Source organism: Pseudomonadota bacterium (genome assembly GCA_022572885.1).
GTDB lineage: Bacteria > Pseudomonadota > Gammaproteobacteria > Steroidobacterales > MnTg04 > MnTg04.
On record JACZVC010000020.1, the window covers coordinates 14,276 to 33,932 of the forward strand.

The following is a 19,657-nucleotide window of genomic DNA, read 5'->3' on the forward strand; positions in this document are numbered from 1 at the left end:
GCTTTCTTCTTGTTCCTGTTACAAGCTGCCGGCGAAAAAAAAGGCGGTTACCGGTACTTCTGGCAACCGCCGTAAGGCTTAGGGTGTAGCTTTCGTCGTCTCTATTTCATGCTCACGCTCACGCTGCCTGAGCCGGTATCGATGATCCCCTGGCCATCGCCCTGGCCAATCCGTGCCTCGAATCGATTGTCTCTCGAACGGACTCCACTCAGATTGGGCAGATCGACGTGGATGCCGCCGGAACCGGTTTCGATTCGCAGCACCATGTTTAGCGAATGATCGGTCTTGACTCGCACGCGGCCGCTACCGGTATCCAGACGCAGACTCCTCACGGCGCCGAGATCGCCCTCAACAATGATACTGCCGCTGCCGGTATCGATATCGACAATTTTGCCTGCCGTGATATTTTTCGCACTCACGCCGCCTGAGCCCGTATCCACTTTTAGCGAACCGGTGACTTTATTCAGAATTACCCGCCCGGAACCGGTATCAACGAGTATTTCTTCTGCCTGTACATTGCTCAGTTCGACAGAACCAGATCCCGTATCGGCATTCACATTGCCTTCGACATCGGTGACGGTGACAGAGCCGGAACCGGTATCGGCGTTAACATTGCCTTCGACATCGGTGATGGTGACAGACCCGGAGCCGGTGTCGGCGTGTATGTCTCCTGCATAACCGGTAACGCTAACGCGGCCAGAACCGGTGTCGGCGCGCAAAGACCCGCGGCTCTTTTCAATACTGATCGCCCCCGAACTGGTATCGAGATCCAGATCTGCATGCACGCCGTTGCCTTTGATCGGGCCAAACCGGTTTTTTACCTGCAGGCGGCTCCCGGCCGGCACGCGGATTACCAGATCCACATGAACTTTCAGTGCATCGTTCCTGGATTTGCTATTGACCGATACTCTCTTTTTCTGATACCGGGTCCTCGCCCAATTGTTGCCCCGCCTTGCACCGTCCTTGTATGTGTATTTTCGATAATCGTCCACCGGGTACAGCACCTGGAAATGATGCTTGCCGCCTTTCTTTACTGAATAGAAGCCAATCAAATCGGCGACCTCAGACGCGGCCAGGCCTGCACTTTTGTCTGCCTTCACGGTCGCCTGGATTTCGAATTTATCGCCGGTCGCCGCTAACAGCTTTATCGAGCCGGCCAGGTTGTCGACCTCCAGGACCTGGCTATCGACGGTGAATTCCTTCTTTGTCTCAACATCCGCTGCGGATAAAGGGCCTGCAAGGGCAAAGGCCACGAACGTCAGCCAGATGGGGAGTAGTGTTTTCATTTTGTTCATTGGCTTGTCTCCGGAATACCATTGGTTAAATCTGTATGGCATTTGATGCGCGAACGAGGGCCCTGGTTTAAATCGGGGTCCGTAGTGTGGTTTTTTTGCGCTATTGCTTTCCTCAGGTCTCGTCGCGGTAACGGCGAAGGAAGATCGCGCCGGTGATGAATCCCGCGGCAACGATAATTCCGCCGTACAACCCGGGCTCTGAAAGTAGCTGTGTAAAACTGACCATCTGGCTAATAGAAGCGGGCACTGATACGTCAAGGCTCCCATGCAGGCTTCTGGAAACAATGTCTACCGAGGATGCCGTATCCCGAAACATGACGAGAAAGCCTTCTACGCGACTAGTTAGCAGGTTCCGGAAATACTCACTGTCGAACAACCAACGCTCGACAAAAACAATACTAAGCGGCGGTAGCACAGCCCAAAGAAATACCGAGCGTCGCGCCCAGACTGAGACCAGCAGCAACCAGCTGGCAATCGGCAGATACCACAACAACAGGCCGGCGCCGCTTTCTATCGCAATTGCGATACCGTGAAACAAGGTGTCCGGCTGCCACAGGACCAGCCAGCCGTTCCCGCCAAGCAGGCCGATTGTGACCGCCGCGATGAGTTGCAAAACGATCCAGCACACCACAACAGAAAACAGCGCGACAACCGGCACCAAAACGGTGGCTGTTACGAGCTTTGACAGTACGGTCTCAGTATCCGAGATTGGCAACGACTTCCAAAAAAGGATGCTGCGATTCTTGCGCTCTGCATACAAACTATCGAGCATGTAAAATATTGCGACAACCGTTCCTGCTAAAAAAATGATAATGAAAAGTAAGGACATTATGATCGGGCTGCCAACTCGTAGATAATGCGGCGCAAGCATTTCCGACGATAGATTACGTTCTACCATCCACTCGGAAAATTGACCTGCGGCCCCGAATTCACCGCCGGCCGCAACCTTGAAGAGCACAAGCAGAGTTACAACGATTAATACAGCAGCCGTAATCACCGGCCCGCGAATCAGGCCTTTGTGTTCCCAGGTCTCCCGGCGAATCAGGTATGCAAATGCGTTCATGCGGCCTCCCCTCGGACCTTCGCCACAAACAAGTCGGCAACGCTAGGCGTACGAACGTCGCCGAGCTCGCTCAGCTTATCCTTTGCAATGCCGTCGTAAAGAAAAACGGAACGGCCAAAATCCTGGTGCTGATATACGGGCCGCAAGGATTCCGCCCGTTCCCGGTTATCCGGGTGGACCGCCACTTCCACGAAATTTTCGGCCACCGCCTCCATGCTGGCGTCCAGGACGATGCGTCCCTTATTGATGAACAGCAGATCGGTGAGAATGTACTCGATCTCCTCAACCTGGTGGGTGGTGATCAGGATGGTGCGTTTTTCGTCGAAATAATCCGACAGCAGCGCCCGATAAAAATCCTTTCGATAAAGGATATCCAGTCCCAGCGTGGGCTCGTCCAGAACCAGGAGTTTCGCGTCGATGGCCATGATCAGGGCCAGGTGAAGCTGCGTGACCATGCCCTTGGACAGCTGACCGACTTTCTTGTCCAGCGAAACATCGGTGCGGGAAAGGAAATCCAGCGCCCGGGAGCGATCGAACTTCGAGTGTATCGCGTCCATGAAATCCACGGCGTTGCTGACTTTCAGCCAGCGCGGCAATACGGCGACGTCGGCGACAAAACAAACATCCTGCATCAATAAATTACGCTGGCGATAAGGATCCAGGCCAAGCACTTTCAGCTCACCTTCGAAATTGGTCAGGCCCAGGATCGCCTTGAGAGCCGTGGTCTTGCCGGCGCCATTGGGCCCGATCAGCCCGACGATTCTTCCCTCTTCGATCGAAAAATCGGCTCCGTCCAGGGCACGGGTCTTGCCATAATTTTTGGTCAGCCCCCTGGCTTCGATGATGGCGCTCATGATTCCTTGTCTCCCGCCTGTGCTTTGGCTTTTTTCTTGTCGGCTTTGTTCATCAGATCTTCCAGGCTAAGTCCGAGCCTGTCTATGCTGGCCACAACCAACGGCCATTCCTGATCCAGAAATCTTTGTCTCTCATTTTTGAGTAACTTGGTTTTTGCTCCGGCGGTCACGAACATGCCAAGGCCACGCTTTTTCTCAACCAGGTCGTCGTCAACCAGTTCCTGGTAACCTTTGAGCACAGTCAGCGGGTTGAGGCGGTATTCTGCGGCGACGTTTCTCACCGATGGCAAGGCATCGCCATCCTTGAGTACATCCTCCAAAATCATCGCCACAACTTTGTCCCGCAACTGGCGATAAATGGGCTGATTGTCGTTCCAGTTTGGATCCATGTTTTCTGCCTTGTAGTCCTTGAGACGTCCTTGCGCCTCGCCTCGGCCTATCGATTGCAACCAGAGACGAGCCTCATGGTTGCTGTATTTGCCAGCCGCACTTATGGCTTATTCCCTTCACGACGCTCCGCGACAAGCGCAGCGCCAGTAATCGTCAGCTGCTTTGCCTGCAGCAAAACATGATGCAAATCGTCCAGTTCTTCCATCGATGACTGAATCTGGACCATGACCGGCTTTATCGCAGCGCTGGCGATTTCTGCCTCGTGAATCTGGCTGCCCACGAGCGCCAGGCCCATCATCGCGAACATCACCAGGCTGGCGGGACTGCCGCGGTATCTGTTTGTCCAGGCGTTCATGCCGTTCCTCCTGTGTCGGTAGTCGCTATGCGAAAAAAGCCCCTCTTGGTGCAGGGGTGTTGTACTCCACTATAACACTACATATCCAAATTACAAGCAGCTGGCTCACTTGTTGTTAGAATTGGCTATTTATCTATATTAAACAAAGGCTTAGGTTTTCATTTTTTTTCCTCTGGGAATTTCCCCGATCCTGATCCGCAGTATTTTTCCGGTCAACTGGGGCAAAATCGACCCCTGTTTGCTGAGCTCGCCAACGGGAAGGGCCGCAGCAAATCGCAAACATTTTGAGCAATTTGGTCGCAGTTGCGACCGCACAGCTTGAAAATCGCGGGGCACCTATACATTGTGGACAAACCACCTTTTCCTGGCTGGCCAGGGTATGGGTTTGCGACATCCGGTGCTACAATCTGCGCCCGTTTTCGGCCGCAAAGAATGCAAACCAGATGAAAGATCCTGTACGAATCAGTATTACCGGCGCCGCCGGGCAAATCGGTTATCAACTGGCATTTCGCATCGCGTCGGGCCAGATGCTCGGTGTCGACCAGCCGGTCATCTTGCAACTACTGGAGATACCGCCGGCGATCGACGCTCTGAAAGGCGTGGAAATGGAGCTGCGCGATTGCGCCTTCGGGACTTTGCATGACGTGGTCTCGACAACCGACGCGGCGGTCGCTTTCAAGGAAGCCGATTACGCGGTTTTGGTCGGCGCAAAACCGCGCGGCCCGGGCATGGAGCGCAAGGACCTGTTGCTGGAAAACGCGAAAATATTTTCTGCGCAGGGAAAAGCGATTAATAATCATGCCAGCCGCGATATCAGGGTGCTGGTGGTTGGCAATCCGGCCAACACGAATGCTTTGATAGCGCAAAAAAATGCGCCCGATCTGAGCCCGGCGAATTTTACCGCGATGACACGTCTCGATCACAACAGGGCGATGACCCAGCTGGCGGCAAAGACCGGCTCACACGTCAGCCAGATTCGGAAAATGACAATCTGGGGAAACCATTCGGCGACGCAATATCCAGATATTTTTCATTGTCAGATTAACGGTGAACCGGCCAGGGAAAAAGTCGACATGGCCTGGATCAGCGATGAATTTATTCCCACTGTCCAGCAACGCGGCGCCGCCATCATCAAGGCCCGGGGATTGTCCTCGGCCGCCTCGGCGGCGTCTGCCGCCATTGACCACATGCGTGACTGGATTCTTGGCTCGCCGGATGGCGACTGGGTCAGCATGGCTGTGCCCTCCAATGGCAGCTACGGGGTTGCCGAGGGCATTATTTATTCCTTCCCGGTAACGTGCGCTGACGGTATATACCGGATCGTGGGGGGTCTCGATATCAACGACTTCAGTCGCGAGAGGATGGACCAGACCGAGGCGGAACTGCGCGAGGAGCGCGACGGCGTCAAAGACCTGTTGAGCTAGGAGTCTGACCGCAAGCGCAGCCGGATTGACCCAAAGTAAACGCCATTCCTCCCGTTTGCGGTATATTGCTTGTTAACCGTTTGTCGGATCGAGGACCACACGCATGATGGCATTCATCTGGTTTCTGCTTTTTTTCGGTATCGCCGGCCTGTTGAGTTACCGGCGAGTATCGCTGCTGCTGTCTACCGCCATTTTCGGCCTGCTGCTGACCGCATATACCTATTTGGGTAATGGGGTGCTCCTGTGGAACCTGTTGCTGTGGGCTCTGTATTCGGCATTGTTATTTCTGAACATCAAGGCGTTGCGCCGGCCGTACCTGACCCGGCCGATGCTCAAGTTCTACCGCAAACTGGTTCCCAGTATGTCGGACACCGAACGGGAGGCGCTCGAAGCCGGTACGGTCTGGTGGGAAGGCGAGCTTTTCACCGGCATGCCCGACTGGGACAAGCTGGAGAATTTGCCCGCGGCTAAACTGAGCAGGGAAGAACAGGCTTTTGTCGACGGCCCGACCGAGGAGCTCTGCCGGATGCTGGACGACTGGCACATTACCCATGAACGTGGGGACTTGCCGCCGGAGGTCTGGGAGTTCATCAAGAAAAACGGGTTTTTCGGGATGATAATCCCGAAAAAGTACGGGGGTCTCGAGTTTTCAGCTTATGGGCACTCCCAGGTCCTGATCAAGATAGGCAGCGTTTCGGCCACCGCCGTATCCACGGTGGCGGTACCGAATTCTCTGGGCCCTGCGGAGTTGCTGCTTCATTACGGTACGGATGAACAAAAAGAACGCTATCTGCCCGGCCTGGCGGCCGGCGATGAAGTTCCCTGTTTCGCCCTGACCAGCCCGCGCGCAGGATCGGATGCTGCGTCGATTCCCGATACCGGGATCATTGGCAAGGGCCAGTGGGAGGGCAAGGAAATCACCGGCATACTACTCAACTGGGACAAACGCTATATCACGCTGGCGCCGGTCGCCACCGTGCTTGGCCTCGCTTTCAAGCTTTATGATCCCGACCATATGATCGGTGAAAAAGAGGACCTCGGCATCACCGCGGCCCTGATTCCGACCGCCACCGAAGGGGTGGTTATCGGGCGCCGGCACCTGCCGCTGAATAACCCGTTTCAGAACGGGCCTACCAGCGGGAAGGACGTATTCGTGCCGCTGGACTTCATCATCGGCGGACCCGAAATGGCTGGCCAGGGCTGGCGCATGCTGATGGAACAACTGGCGGTCGGCCGCTGTATATCCTTGCCATCGAACACCACCGGCGGCGCAAAAGCCGCAGCCTATGCGACCGGAGCCTATGCCCGGATTCGCCAGCAGTTCAACCTCCCCATCGGGCGCTTTGAAGGCGTCGGCGAGGCTATCGCCAGGCTGACCGGCCTGACCTATATCATGGATGCGGGGCGCAGCGTCACGGCCGCGGCAGTGGGCGAAGGGGCAAAACCATCGGTAGCCTCCGCTATCTTGAAATATCACTGCACCGAAATGGGGCGGGTTGTTGCCAACGATGCGATGGATGTTCATGGCGGCAAGGGCGTTTGCCTCGGCCCTTCGAACTACCTGGCCAGGGGCTGGCAGTCGGTCCCTATCGCCATCACCGTGGAAGGCGCGAACATCCTGACTCGCAGCCTGATTATTTTCGGCCAGGGCGCGATTCGCTGCCACCCGTATGTACTCAAGGAACTGGAGGCGGCGCGCAATGAAGACCTGGCCGAAGGGCTGAAGCAGTTCGACGAGGCTCTGTTCAGCCATATCGGTTTCGCCCTCAGTAATGCGGTTCGCAGCATCAGCCTGGCATTGACCAATGCCCGCTACACCGCGGTACCCGCCGAGGGAGCGACCCGGCGTTATTACCAGCACATAAACCGTTACAGCTCCGCGTTCGCGCTCGCCGCCGATTGGGCCATGCTGACACTGGGCGGCGACCTCAAGAAACGCGAGCTGCTGTCCGCACGGCTCGGTGATGTACTCAGCGCGACATTTCTCGCCTCGATGGTACTCAAGCATTACGAGAACCAGGGACGCCCGGCCGACGACCTTCCTATCGTGACCTGGGCTTGTCGCCACTTGCTGTACACAGCTCAGGAACAGCTGCACAGCTTCCTGCGCAATTTCCCCAACCGTGGTGTTGCCACCATGCTGCGCTTCCTGATTTTCCCGCGCGGCCTGACATACAACGCACCCAGCGACAAGCTCGGCAACGAAGTGGCCGAACTGATGATCAGTCCCAGCATGGCCAGGGAAAGAGTTACCCATGGCATATACAAAACCGTTGAACCTGGAAATCCGCTGGGGATGCTGCAAAAGACCATGGAGATGGCGGTCGCAGCGGCGCCGGTGGAAAAGATGCTCAAGAAAGCGGTCAGGGAGGGGAAAATCAGCGCGCCGCATCCACTGGAACAAATTGAGCAAGCCGTCAGTCTTGGCGTGTTGAGCAAGGATCAGGCAAAGACACTTCGTCAACTGGATGAGGCGGTCATGGAAGTGGTGCGCGTGGATGATTTCGAGTCACACGAACTCGGCACACTCACCAGCGAACTGCAATCCGCTATGGATCGGCCAAAGGACGCTGTCGCCTGATCACCTTGGCACACCTTGGCCGACTGAATTGCAAGCTGCCGACAAACAACTGATTTACGAAGTCAGCCTGGACCTGGATCCGGACATCCAATCCGAGTACGACGCGTGGCTCGAAGATCACGTTGCCGAGATGCTGGCCATCCCCGGCTTTTTGTCGGCCGAGATATCCCGTATCGATCCGCAAGAGGATCGACCTGACGACTGGCCACGGCGCTGTGTCCGCTACCGGGTCGCCAGCCAGGAAGTTTTCGACGACTATTTGCAAAGCCACGCGCCGCGAATGCGGGCGCTCGGCGTCGAAAAATTTGGCGATCGATTCCGTGCGCACCGGAGAATCCTCCGGGACCAGGCAACCTACCAGTCAGAGGCATCAGCGGCCGAAACGCCGGATTGCCCCAACTGCGGTACGCCGTTGCATGGTCAGTACTGCTGGCAATGCGGGCAACGCTCCCGGGTCCGCCTGATCACCTTGTGGGAGCTGTTGCGGGACGCAGTGGGCGACTTGTTCGAGCTGGATTCGCGATTGTGGCGCAGCCTGAAACCCTTGCTGTTCAGACCGGGCCTCCTGACCAGCGATTATCTTGCCGGCCGGCGGGCGCGTTACATGCCGCCGTTTCGAATGTACCTGGTCCTGAGCATTATTTTCTTTCTGGTCTGGGGCCTGGACTCCGCTGGGTTCCGGGTTACCCCGGGTAACGAAGCTGCCAGTCAGGCCATCAGTGAGCGACTGAGCGTGCTCGAAGAATTGCAACAGCAGGATCCGGACCCGGCGCGACAAAAGCAAATAGCCCAGCTTAAAGCGGCGATGGCAATGTTGGACCGGGTCGATGGGGCAGATCAGCCCGTCGAGCAAGGGATGCGCATGGTACTCGATGGCGGCAGCATTGAGACCGAAACAGGAACTGCCGGCATGGATGCCGTGTCCGGTGCATCACCCTACGAGGATGCTGTGCCCGCTGCATCGCCTTCCGAGGGCGCGGTCGATGAAGCACAGACGGAATCTATCGATGCAGGCGGACCGTTCGAATCCGCAAAGCCGGCGGCGGAAGTCGCCGAGACGGATAACGAGAAAAGCAATAAGGGCTGGAAATGCGACAAGCTTGAATTCGACCTGGGCTGGGGCTGGTTGAACCAGCAGATCGGCGAACAAAAAATCCAGGCTGCCTGCAGGAAAATGGAGCAAGACGAGGGCGAGTCGTTTGGCAAGGCGATGCTCGACAACCTGCCGGCCATGATGTTTCTCTTCCTGCCCCTGCTGGCGCTTGCGTTAAAGGTGCTCTACGTCGGCAGCGGCCGTTACTACGTCGAACACCTGTTGTTCACCGTGCATTACCATGCTTTCTTTTTCCTGATCGTCACGCTGACGATTTTCGTCCACGCCAGCGAGGAACTGCTGCACCTGCCCGATTGGCTGCTCGGAATATTCACGGCCGTCGTCGTTTTGTATATCCAGCCGGTTTATCTGTACAAGGCCTTGCGCAGGGTATATCAACAAGGTCATATTGCGACTTTTATCCGCTGGGCACTGCTCAGCGTCGCCTATATCGCAGCATTTTTTACGACCATGGCGGTTACGCTAATTTATACGGCCCTGAACCTGTGAAACAATTCCGCCACCTGATCCTCGCCGGGAGATACTCGTGATTGGCAGACCACATATTCTTTTTTTCGCCCTGTTACCGTTGATTGCGATCGCAGCCGATACCCCCCTGACCCCATCGAAGGAAGGCGCGACCGTGCGCATCATCTCGCCGGCTGACGGCGAGGATCTGGCCAGCCCGGTGACGATCGTATTCGGCCTGGCCGGGATGGGTGTTGCGCCCGCCGGTGTGGACAAAGCCGGTACCGGCCATCACCATTTGCTTGTCGATGCCCCCTTGCCACCGCTGGGGCAAGCGATACCATCGAACGAGAACTACCGGCATTTCGGCGGCGGACAGACCCAGGTCACGCTGGAACTCGACCCGGGGGAACACACCTTGCAGCTATTGCTGGCCGACTATAAGCACATGCCTCATGAACCACCGGTCTACTCCGAAGTCATCAAGATCCACGTCCGCTAGCGGCGCACAGGTCGATTGACCCCGAACTGAACTGAAACACCGGTTTATTCCCGATCGGGAATAAACCTAGATGCCCAACCAATACACCGGAAAATATTACCGAACGGGAATTTCTGGTTGCCAAATGACCGGATCCGGGATAATCTTACCGAGCGGTAACATTATTGGGAAAGCCAAAGCATGTCAGTAACACCGGAGCAACTGGGCCAGATTGTCAGAAAGACGCGCAAGGAAATGGGCGTCATACAGTCCGACCTTGCCCTCACATCGGGCACGGGCTTGCGTTTTATCAGCGATCTGGAAAACGGCAAACCAACCTGCCAGATCGGCAAAGTCTTGCAGGTCTTGCAGACCCTCGGAATCCGGATTGCGCTACAAACGCCATCGGGGAAAGGAGGGCGTTAGTCGATGGCCCGGACGCTAAACGTCTATCTTGACCGTGACCTGGTCGGGCACCTGATCCAGGACGATGGCGGTCAGATGCTGTTTGAATACGCCGAATCCTGGCGCGATGACCCCGACACTATTGCCTTGTCCCGCTCCCTGCCAAAGCGGGAAGAGTCATTCAGGCAAAAGGAATGCCGGGGCTTTTTCGGCGGCATATTGCCCGAAGAAGGCAATCGAAGGACCATCGCGAAAATTCTCGGCATAAGCGCCAAAAACGATTTTGCGATGCTGGAACAAATCGGCGGAGAATGCGCGGGCGCGGTGACCTTCCTCCCCGAGGGCACTGCACCACCCGGGGACGACGATCGCTATCGCGAACTGGATGAGACAGAGCTTGCCAAAATACTGCGCGAACTGCCGCGCCGCCCGCTGATGGCCGGCGAGGATGGCATCCGGCTCTCACTGGCCGGCGCACAGGACAAAATCGCCGTTCGCCTCGATAAAGGCAAGATTTCGATTCCGCGGGGCAGCGCGCCCAGCTCCCATATCCTGAAACCGGCTATCGCGACTTTTGCGGGCGTGGTCTTCAATGAAGCCTTCTGCCTGGCGCTGGCCAGAGAAATCGGGCTCGACGCGGCCCCTGCAACTATCGCCCGCACGGAAGACATCGACTATCTTCTGGTTGAACGCTTTGACCGGCATCCAGGTGAGGAAGACAGGATTGCGCGCTTGCATCAGGAGGATTTTTGTCAGGCGCTCGGGATTCCCTCGGAAATCAAATATCAGGGCGAAGGCGGTCCCTCGCTGGCTGACTGCTTCACTTTGCTGCGCGAGACGTCGAACGCGCCGGTAGTTGATCTTCGGGCCTTGCTGGATGCCGTGCTCTTCAACCTCATCATCGGCAACCATGACGCCCATGCGAAGAATTTCTCCCTGCTTTATCTGCCGGACCGTAGCATGCGGCTTGCTCCGCTCTATGACCTGGTCTGCACAGTGTTCTATCCGGAACTCACGAAAAAGATGGCGATGAAAATCGGCGGGGAAGGAAAATCCAACCTGGTATTGCCGAAGCACGTTGCAAGATTCGCAAAAGATGCCGGGCTGGCAGTGCCGCTGACTCTTGCCCGGGTTGCCGCACTGGCAAAAGCAATCTCGGCAGCGATTCCAAATATCGAGAAACCGCACGAGATTTCTGAACAAGTCGCTGCGCTCATCGTCGAACGCGCCGAAAGCTTTGTCCACCGTTTCAAGAAAGCGTAAACCGGAACCGGACAATCTATTTGCCGGCCAAACGCTACCGCGTTGTCAGCTACCGATATGGGTATCTGCCACAGGCAGCCGTACGTTCGCCATTGCCGGCACCAAGCATGCGACCAGGTGATAGTGATTGCGCATCACTGCATAGGCACAGACATCGATCGCGAATACCTTGGCCAGGAACAGAATGCGTTGTTCGAGCTAGCCATGGCGATGTTCGACGCTCTTGCCGGTGTAGTTGTCCTTGCCGCACAGAAAGTCCCGCCGGACACAGCGTGAGACGCAGTGGTAATAGGGAGTACATTCCAGGCTGATCTGGTGCTTGCGGGCTATGGTCATCGTGCAAGTACAGCACTACCGGCATTCGGCAGACAGCGGAATATTCGTATCATTTACTCAGATAGGCTGTGGATGTCCTTTTTTCCTTTTGCCGGCCATCAACGGAATTAAATGTCTGGCCCAGGTATATAGCTCTGCTGGTTTCTAGTCGCCGAGGGTGCTTCGAATCGCTGCAAGTTCGGCACGAAAATCGTGTTCGGCATCGGCCTGTTCGACCAGGACTCGTTGTCTTTCCAATTCGACCTTGACGTCATCGAGCATGCGGGCGATACGCGGGTCAGCAATCGTTTTTGCCCACGTCGGGTCATTCACAACCCAGAGGTATTGTAACCAACCGGCCTTGATGGCAGATTGAAAAGCGTCTGCGGCAGCGTCAAAGTCACCGCGCAGGCCGAAGTTCTGTGCAAGCAGGTGGTGAAGCGGCCCATAGTCCATCTTACGCTCAACGACTAATACGTTGAGTTGTTCATGGACTCGAGTCAAAAGCACATTTGCTTCATCGTCTCGTCCAGCTTGTTGATAGGCATAGGCGAGTACGTGTGAAAACTCTAATCCCTGCCGGAAGGCTGCAGGATGCTGGAGAGTGGATAGTGACTCGAAATCAAACGTTTTCTCAAACACGTCAATGCCCACATCAAAATTTCCCACCAAAATATTGGCGGACGCATACTCGGCTGCGTAAATACCGTGCAACGCATCTATATCAGGGCCGAGTGCTATACGAAGCTTGTCGGTCTCTGCTCGTATTCCTGCCAGGTCGCCACGTATTTGAAACTGCATGGCCTTGTACCAAAACCTTTGCTCTGGCTGCGGCGTATGCGCCAATCCAACGGCCGCCCAGTAGTCCGCATCTTCGGTCAGGCCGAGGTTTTCATAACGCCACGCCAACATGATGGGTAAACCGGGTAACTCGTGGTAAGCCAGTACGACTTCCTTGGCCCAGTGCACTGCTTTGTCGAATTCGCCTGTAAGGTGGTACAGACTCATCAACCCTACGTAGGCCATCCCGGGAGTGCCGGGCAGATGGGTCAGTCGCATGAGGATTTGCTCTGCACGTTCGCGTTCACCGAGCCTTCTTAACCGGAAAGCACTATTCACAGACAATACGGGGTTCAGCGGATCGACGAGCAGGCCCTGCTCCTGCACGGCCTCCGATTCTTCGTAACGACCCTGTTGCTGCAGAGTAATAGACAGCAAGTTGTAGGCAATCGAGAGCGACGGATCGAGCTCCAGAGCCCGCCGCAACGATCGTTCGGCGCGTTCAAGTTCGTTTTGGGTATCGCCAAGCCGACTTGTATCGTTAAGCGAAATCAAGCCGAGCGCAGCGTGCCCTTCGGCCAGTTCGGGGTCCAATTCGATAGCTGTTTTGGCCGCTCGGACGGCGGACTCACGAGCAGCAACCCAGTCGTCATTACTGTGATGAAGCTCTAGCGCCACGGCCAGTCCGGCATACGGAGGAGCGTAGTTCTCATCCAGACTAATAGCTTCTTCAAAAGCCGCAACAGCTTTGCCTTGATAACCGGCCGTTCTTGCATTAAGGAAAGAGCGTCCCACCAGGTAGGCATCATAAGCCTCCATGTTCGTGGTTGTGCGGCCGGCAGGAAGTTCAGCAGGAGGAATAATCTGGCGCTCGATGCGACTGGCAACCGTACTCGCGATTTCAGATTGAATCGCAAAAATGCCTTCGAGTTTGCGATCGAAGGTTTCACTCCAGACCTGGTAGCCCGTGTCGTCGATCAGGCGCGCGGTGACGCGTACAAAGTTGTTGTCACGACGAACGCTGCCATGCAGCAAATACCTGACACCCAGTATTTCGCTAATACGCGCCGGGCCCTCGTTGCTATTACGAAGTGCAAAAGACGAGGTTCGACTCAGTATGTGCAGCGCTTTTATCGAGGACAAGCGGTGAAGAATTTCTTCAGTGACGCCATCGGAGAAATAGCCGGTGTCCGGATTGGAGTCCAGGTTGACGAACGGCAGAACAGCGACCGAGTTATCGATTTTTTCAGCCGCAGCCACCGCATCGTCCACTTCCTCGACAATTTTTTGCAGACTGCCGAACACAATGGCAGCACCGATTGCGAGTAAGGCGGCCAGGACGACGTAATCGGTGCGCTTGAGTGAGTTATCAAAAATGCCGCCAGGGTCACCTGGTTCCGTTTTGACAATGCCCGATGTGCTTATGTCGAAGGTCCAGGAAAAAATCAGCGCAATCGGGAAGCACAATATCGTGGCGATGATAAGAAAGCGCAGGGCGGTTTCCGGCAGACCCCAGGCAGGGAAAAACACATCGGCAACCTGAATGATAAGCCAGGCGCCAACAACGTAGAAGCCGACCGTCCGGTAAACGCGCCGTCTTCGCAGTTCTTGCCAGAATCCCATGCCCTGATTATGGCCTAAAGGTCTGGAGTAGAGAAGCAACAGATAACCCCGCCCCTGGCTGAACCAACGCGTCTAATGAAGCCGTCGGAGTTTTGCCGACGCGAGGTGCAATGGTTGCCCCCGGGTCAAACCTTACAACCTGAATTTAACACCGATGAAATAACGTCGCCCGAATATATCGAAAAGCTGGGGTGCGGTATTGGACTGGCGAAAAAACGAGGATGGCGAAAAAACGAGGACATCCACAGTCTTCACGAAGTGGCGAAAAAACGAGCACCGAAAAAACGAGGACATCCACAGTCTTCACGAAGGACCGTTGGTCGCCAACACTGTCATCGACAGGCATTTGAGTCGCGTGATGAAGCCGGTTAATTGTCAGCTGACGATATAGGTTTCGGTAACAAGCAGCAGCGCTCCTCCGGTAACCGGATCAGCACGATCGCAGGCAAGTTCTTACGATCCGGTGGCGACAGGCTTGGCCAGGCTCAAATGATGTTGCAGCCCCAACATCCAGCGCTGCCCAAGATGCTCACAATAAGCCTGCAATGCTTCGATTGAGCCCAAGGCACGGCCACGCCAGGAATTCATTCGTTTAAGATCCTTAAGCCAGGTCTCCTGATCCGTTTCCAAGCGCACCAGGATAAAGGGTAAATCCGAGTCGATTCGCCCGCGTTTGCCCTGGCTCCACTCCCGGCCGGTCCACTCCACCAGCGTGAGATAATCTTTCCAACAACAAGGTAAGGCAGGATGGGGGTTTTGGTCTTCGAATCCCAGCAACGATTCGCCCTTGCCATTGATGCGCGCATGCACCGAGGTATGAACCGAGGTTTCCGGCGTGGTTGCCAGTTGGGCCCGGATCGGGTTGAGATCCACATAAGCCATGCAACGTAACAAGGCGGCCTCATCCAGCAAGGCCTGGACTTTGAACCGCCCCTCCCAAAAGCGCCCGCTGCAATCGTCTTCTTTGTTAGACCGACGCGCCAAGGGCTCGTTGATGCAACGCATGAACCAGCTCAGGCTGGCAAGACGTTCTCGGTACACGCTGATCCATTCAGCCACGCCGTCAGGGGACGGGAGATGACCGTTGGACTTGGCAACGGCGGGTGGGATTTCAAACACCTGGCCCCAGCGTCGCAGCACTTCCGCTTCGTCCCAGTCCTCAGCCGTTGCCGGCGCCAGGTGTACGACCAGGTGATAGTGATTGCTCATCACCGCATAGGCACAGACATCGATCGCGAATATCTTGGCCAGAAACAGAATGCGCTGTTCGATCCAGCGACGGCGATGTTCGAAGCTCTTGCCGGTGTAGCGGTCTTTGCCACACAGAAAGGCCCGCCGGACACAGCGTGAGACGCAGTGGTAATAGCGAGTACATTCCAAACTGATCTGGTGCTTGCGGGCGATGGTCATGCTTCAAGTACAGCACTGTGGGCCTCAGGCAGACAGCTCGATATTCGGGGGGTTTACTCAGATAGGCTGTGGATGTCCTGCTATGCTTTTGCTGCTATGCTTTTGCCGAATCATCGTAGCCGTTTTCTTGTGCGTACTCAGTTCAGCGGCGGCTCCGCAATCAGTTAGCTTTTGGAAGGTTTCGAACGGCGTAGCCCACACATCAATACTGCTGCCAGAAGCGAAGAAGCCAAATACTCAAGCGACACTGACAATTGAATACTCAATTGTCGGTGGCATGTGCCGCGTAATGGTTGGAGTCGCCGTACTATCGGGCCGCGAGTATGGCACACGGCAAGGCAATCGAATAATCGATGACATTATGACGGTGACTATTTTGGGTATGCACCAATGGACCGCAAAGCCGCTTGTCGCGCTCTACTCAAATGGCTTCGAGGCAGCAATTCCCGCCTCAGACCAATTCATTAACGAGTTGAAGGCAGGATCAACGGTGCACGTGCGCTCTTTGCCAAACACACCGACTTTCGAATTCTCACTAAGAGGATCGAGCGCCGCAATTAACAAAGCGTCCTCCACGTGCAAGTAAGAGACCATTAGTTTCCGTTGGACTACGTGAGGACTCGTGCCCTTACCCCATCAGCCGCCATCCCTAACAAGCTCATCGACGCAATTACCGCTATCAAACGAAACTACTTGGCCAACGAAATAAACCAATAAACCAGGGACATCCACACCTTTTAGTGAAAATCATAGCACTGCTGATTGGCCCAACAATCAGCCACCGGGATATTCGTAGCGATTACTCAGAAAGTTTGCGGGTACCTTTGTTGTTGTCCTTGTTGTTGACGCGGAACATGGAATCCGGAGAACATACACTGTAGCTATTGCTCGCCGACTATATGCACATCCCTCATGAACCACCGATCTATTCCGAAGTCGTCAGGATCCGCGTCAGCCAGCGACGTAACGGGGCAGCGCCCCCGGTATGTGCTGCATGTCGACATGGATGCGTTCTATGCGTCGGTGGAAAAACGCGACAACCCGGAACTGGAGAACGAGCCCGTACTGGTGGGTGGCGCGGGCCCGCGCGGCGTGGTCGCGGCGGCCAGTTATGAAGCGAGAAAATACGGCGTCCACTCGGCGATGCCGATGCGCCGTGCGTTGCAGCTTTGCCCGAACGCCACGGTCGTCCGGCCGAGAATTTCCCGTTACCAGGAAGTTTCCGCGGTAATTTTCTCGATCTTCAGGGAGGTCACGCCGATCGTCGAAGGCCTCTCCCTGGACGAGGCGTTCCTGGACATCAGTGAGCGGGTTCCCGCACACGGACAACCCGTCCAGATTGCCCGGCGCATCAAGCAAAGAATCCTGACGGACACCGGGCTGACCGCGTCGGTTGGCATTGGGCCAAACAAACTGGTCGCCAAAATTGCGTCGGACCTGGAAAAGCCGGATGGCCTGTGTGAAGTCAGGCCCGGTAATGTGCGCACAGTGCTGGATCCGCTGCCGATCGAAGCCTTGTTCGGGATCGGCCCCAAGACCGCGGCGCGCTTGCACCAACTTGGGGTCAAAAGTTTTCACGATTTGCGAACCGCCGATGATGCAGTCCTGGCGCCTGTGTTCGGCCGTTATGCGCAGCGCATGCGCGATCGCGCGGCAGGCATCGATCACCGGCCGGTCGGCGAAAATTCCCAGGACAAGTCGGTGAGCGCCGAAGAAACCTTCGACCGGGATATCGGCGATCGCCAGACGCTGCACCACTGTCTGATGGACATGACGGACCGTATCTCGAAAAAAATCCGGCGTAAGGACTGGGTAGCCAGCCGGTTAAATATCAAGGTGCGCCTGGCGGATTTCACGACCTTGAGCCGGCAGAAAAGCGTCAATCCGCCGACCAACGGCTGCCGTGAACTCCAGCTGATCGCGGGTGGACTGCTCGGCGACTGGCTGGATGCCCATCCGGGTGCGGAACTCCGCCTGCTGGGGGTCGGCGTTTCAGGGTTGGGCGAGGACCGGCAACAAGACCTGTTTCCGGAGGAAAGCGGCGCAAAAAACCGCAAAGTCGACAAGCTCCTTGGCCAGGTGGCAGACCGTTTCGGCGATGCTGCGTTGCGGCGAGGACAACATAAAATGTCCTGATTCACGTCTGCACTTGTGAGCAGGCACGGCAAACGGGCATCATCGGTGGTTCCCTCGCCCGACAGATGACGCCGCAACGCGCACGAGCAATGTATAGCAGTTTTTTTGGACTCAGCGAGAAACCCTTCTCGATCACACCGGACCCGAGGTATTTGTACCTCAGCGAACGGCATGCCGATGCGTTGGCCCACCTGCTGTACGGCATTACCGAGAGCGGGGGGTTCATACAACTCACCGGCGAAGTCGGCACCGGCAAGACCACGCTGCTCAGGAGCCTGCTCGAACAATTGCCCGAGAACGTGGATATTGCCCTGATCGTCAATCCGCGCCTGGGCACAGCGGATTTTCTGGAAACCATCTGCCAGGAACTGCACGTTCCCCTGGCCAGAAAACGCAGCGAAAAGGATCTGGTCGATGCGCTCAACAAGCATCTGCTGAAAGCATATGCGGACGGGAGGCGGGTCGTGCTGATGGTGGACGAGGCACAAAACCTTTCGGCAGACGTCCTCGAACAAGTACGCCTGCTGACCAACCTGGAAACCAGCAAGCAGAAACTGCTGCAGATCATCCTCGTCGGCCAGCCCGAACTGAGAAAATTGCTGTCGAGGAACGATCTGCGGCAACTCGCGCAGCGTATTACCAGCCGCTTTCACCTTCGGCCGCTGGACCGGAAAGAGTCGGCCGCCTACCTGCAACACCGGCTGAAGATTGCCGGCGCCACCGGCGAGATCTTTTTGCCATCCGCCAGCCGGGTGATATTCAAATTGTCCGGCGGCGTGCCGCGCCTGATCAACGTAATCGCGGATCGCGCCCTGCTGGGCGCCTATACGCGTGAACTCACCACAATCAATGGTGCCCTGGTTCGCGAGGCGGCTGCCGAAGTCCAGGGCCGCCAGTACCGCCCTGCCTGGCTGAGCTGGATCGCCGGCGTACTGATGCTGGGCGCGACGGCTGCGCTGGCGATGGGAGTCGGCCACTTGATCGGGCAACGCAATGCGCCAACAACCGATATTCAGTCGGCGAGCGCGCTGCCTGCCCGGCTGCCGGACAACCCGGCCAGCGCCATGATCGATGACCCACCCGCCATGAAGACGGTGGCAAGCCTCCAGTCAATTTTGCAGGCATACGCTGCGGAAACCGGTACCGACAACGCGTTCGAAACGCTGCTTGGCCTGTGGCGCGGTGCGTACCAGCCAGGAGGAACGCCGGCTTGCCAGCAGGCAGCGGAGCAAGGCTTGCGATGCGTGTTCCAGCAGGGCAGCTGGGCGCAGCTCAGACAGCACAATCGACCGGTAATTCTCACCCTTCTCGATGAACTGGGACTGGAACACCACCTGGTTCTGCGCTCGCTGGACGCAGGAATGGCGGAGCTGCTGATCGGCGGAAATTCCTTCGATGTCACCATGGAGGCAATTGCAAGATATTGGTTTGGCGACTATCTCCTCGTGTGGCAGCCGGTTTCCGATGACAATCGTGCACTTTCCCTGGGCATGGCAGGCGCCGATGTGCGCTGGTTGCGGGAAAACCTGGATCGAGTCAATGGCTACGCCACAGCCATGCATGATTCGGACCTGTTCGACCAGGAACTCCAGCAAAAAGTGCGTGACTTCCAGCGCCGGAACCGCCTGCGTATCGACGGGATAGCCGGGGCCCAGACCTTGATCACCCTCGCCAGCGCCAACAGCCAGCCGGACACACCGGTGCTAATCAGGCCTTAGCCC

The 19,657-nt window shown here is 56.4% G+C and carries 16 protein-coding genes; 9 read left to right on the forward strand and 7 right to left on the reverse strand.

The features are described from left to right. Positions 1-101: 101 nt before the first annotated feature. From IIA05_08645 to IIA05_08665, 5 genes are all read right to left on the reverse strand, one after another. Positions 102-1,295 carry a DUF4097 family beta strand repeat protein gene (locus IIA05_08645; protein MCH9027166.1) on the reverse strand — a complete coding sequence of 398 codons (1,194 nt, stop codon included), beginning with the start codon at positions 1,293-1,295 and terminating at the stop codon, positions 102-104. 112 nt (positions 1,296-1,407) lie between these two features. Further along, on the reverse strand, positions 1,408-2,292 hold the full coding sequence (locus IIA05_08650) for an ABC-2 transporter permease (protein MCH9027167.1): 885 nt from the start codon (positions 2,290-2,292) through the stop codon (positions 1,408-1,410). Between the two features lie 62 nt (positions 2,293-2,354). Further along, positions 2,355-3,212 (reverse strand): ABC transporter ATP-binding protein, encoded by an 858-nt coding sequence (locus IIA05_08655; protein MCH9027168.1) that lies wholly within the window; start codon positions 3,210-3,212, stop codon positions 2,355-2,357. Then, positions 3,209-3,601, reverse strand: coding sequence for a GntR family transcriptional regulator (locus IIA05_08660; GenBank protein ID MCH9027169.1), 393 nt, complete (start codon positions 3,599-3,601; stop codon positions 3,209-3,211). The genes IIA05_08655 and IIA05_08660 overlap by 4 nt, the downstream gene beginning before the upstream one ends. A 101-nt stretch (positions 3,602-3,702) precedes the next feature. Next, positions 3,703-3,957, reverse strand: a complete 255-nt coding sequence (locus IIA05_08665; protein MCH9027170.1) for a hypothetical protein — start codon at positions 3,955-3,957, stop codon at positions 3,703-3,705. Positions 3,958-4,400: 443 nt separating this feature from the next. Here IIA05_08665 and IIA05_08670 point away from each other — a divergent pair, with 443 nt between their 5' ends. The 7 genes from IIA05_08670 (at position 4,401) to IIA05_08700 (ending at position 11,948) form a co-directional block, all read left to right on the forward strand. After that, a complete protein-coding gene (locus tag IIA05_08670) occupies positions 4,401-5,381 on the forward strand; it encodes a malate dehydrogenase (GenBank protein ID MCH9027171.1) in 981 nt (326 codons plus the stop codon). Between the two features lie 103 nt (positions 5,382-5,484). Then, complete coding sequence (locus tag IIA05_08675; protein ID MCH9027172.1) at positions 5,485-7,962, forward strand: acyl-CoA dehydrogenase; 2,478 nt, start codon at positions 5,485-5,487, stop codon at positions 7,960-7,962. Between the two features lie 28 nt (positions 7,963-7,990). Continuing rightward, on the forward strand, positions 7,991-9,565 hold the full coding sequence (locus IIA05_08680; protein ID MCH9027173.1) for a DUF4286 family protein: 1,575 nt from the start codon (positions 7,991-7,993) through the stop codon (positions 9,563-9,565). A gap of 37 nt (positions 9,566-9,602) precedes the next feature. Next, entirely contained in the window at positions 9,603-10,025 is a 423-nt protein-coding gene (locus tag IIA05_08685) for a DUF4399 domain-containing protein (GenBank protein MCH9027174.1), read from the forward strand. A 180-nt stretch (positions 10,026-10,205) separates the two neighbouring features. After that, the gene (locus tag IIA05_08690) at positions 10,206-10,430 is read left to right on the forward strand and encodes a helix-turn-helix transcriptional regulator (GenBank protein ID MCH9027175.1); all 225 of its coding nucleotides are present in this window, start codon (positions 10,206-10,208) and stop codon (positions 10,428-10,430) included. 3 nt (positions 10,431-10,433) lie between these two features. After that, on the forward strand, positions 10,434-11,672 hold the full coding sequence (locus IIA05_08695; GenBank protein MCH9027176.1) for a type II toxin-antitoxin system HipA family toxin: 1,239 nt from the start codon (positions 10,434-10,436) through the stop codon (positions 11,670-11,672). Positions 11,673-11,795: 123 nt separating this feature from the next. Further along, complete coding sequence (locus IIA05_08700; protein MCH9027177.1) at positions 11,796-11,948, forward strand: hypothetical protein; 153 nt, start codon at positions 11,796-11,798, stop codon at positions 11,946-11,948. 204 nt (positions 11,949-12,152) lie between these two features. On the opposite strand, the gene IIA05_08705 is transcribed toward IIA05_08700, so the two are convergent. Both IIA05_08705 and IIA05_08710 read right to left on the reverse strand, forming a co-directional pair. Then, the gene (locus tag IIA05_08705) at positions 12,153-14,429 is read right to left on the reverse strand and encodes a tetratricopeptide repeat protein (protein MCH9027178.1); all 2,277 of its coding nucleotides are present in this window, start codon (positions 14,427-14,429) and stop codon (positions 12,153-12,155) included. Between the two features lie 414 nt (positions 14,430-14,843). Next, complete coding sequence (locus tag IIA05_08710; protein MCH9027179.1) at positions 14,844-15,800, reverse strand: transposase; 957 nt, start codon at positions 15,798-15,800, stop codon at positions 14,844-14,846. A 912-nt stretch (positions 15,801-16,712) separates the two neighbouring features. Between IIA05_08710 and dinB the strand changes: the two genes are divergently transcribed. Both dinB and IIA05_08720 read left to right on the forward strand, forming a co-directional pair. Beyond that, positions 16,713-17,936 carry a DNA polymerase IV gene (gene dinB / locus IIA05_08715; protein MCH9027180.1) on the forward strand — a complete coding sequence of 408 codons (1,224 nt, stop codon included), beginning with the start codon at positions 16,713-16,715 and terminating at the stop codon, positions 17,934-17,936. A gap of 89 nt (positions 17,937-18,025) precedes the next feature. Then, entirely contained in the window at positions 18,026-19,654 is a 1,629-nt protein-coding gene (locus IIA05_08720) for an AAA family ATPase (GenBank protein ID MCH9027181.1), read from the forward strand. Positions 19,655-19,657: the final 3 nt, after the last annotated feature.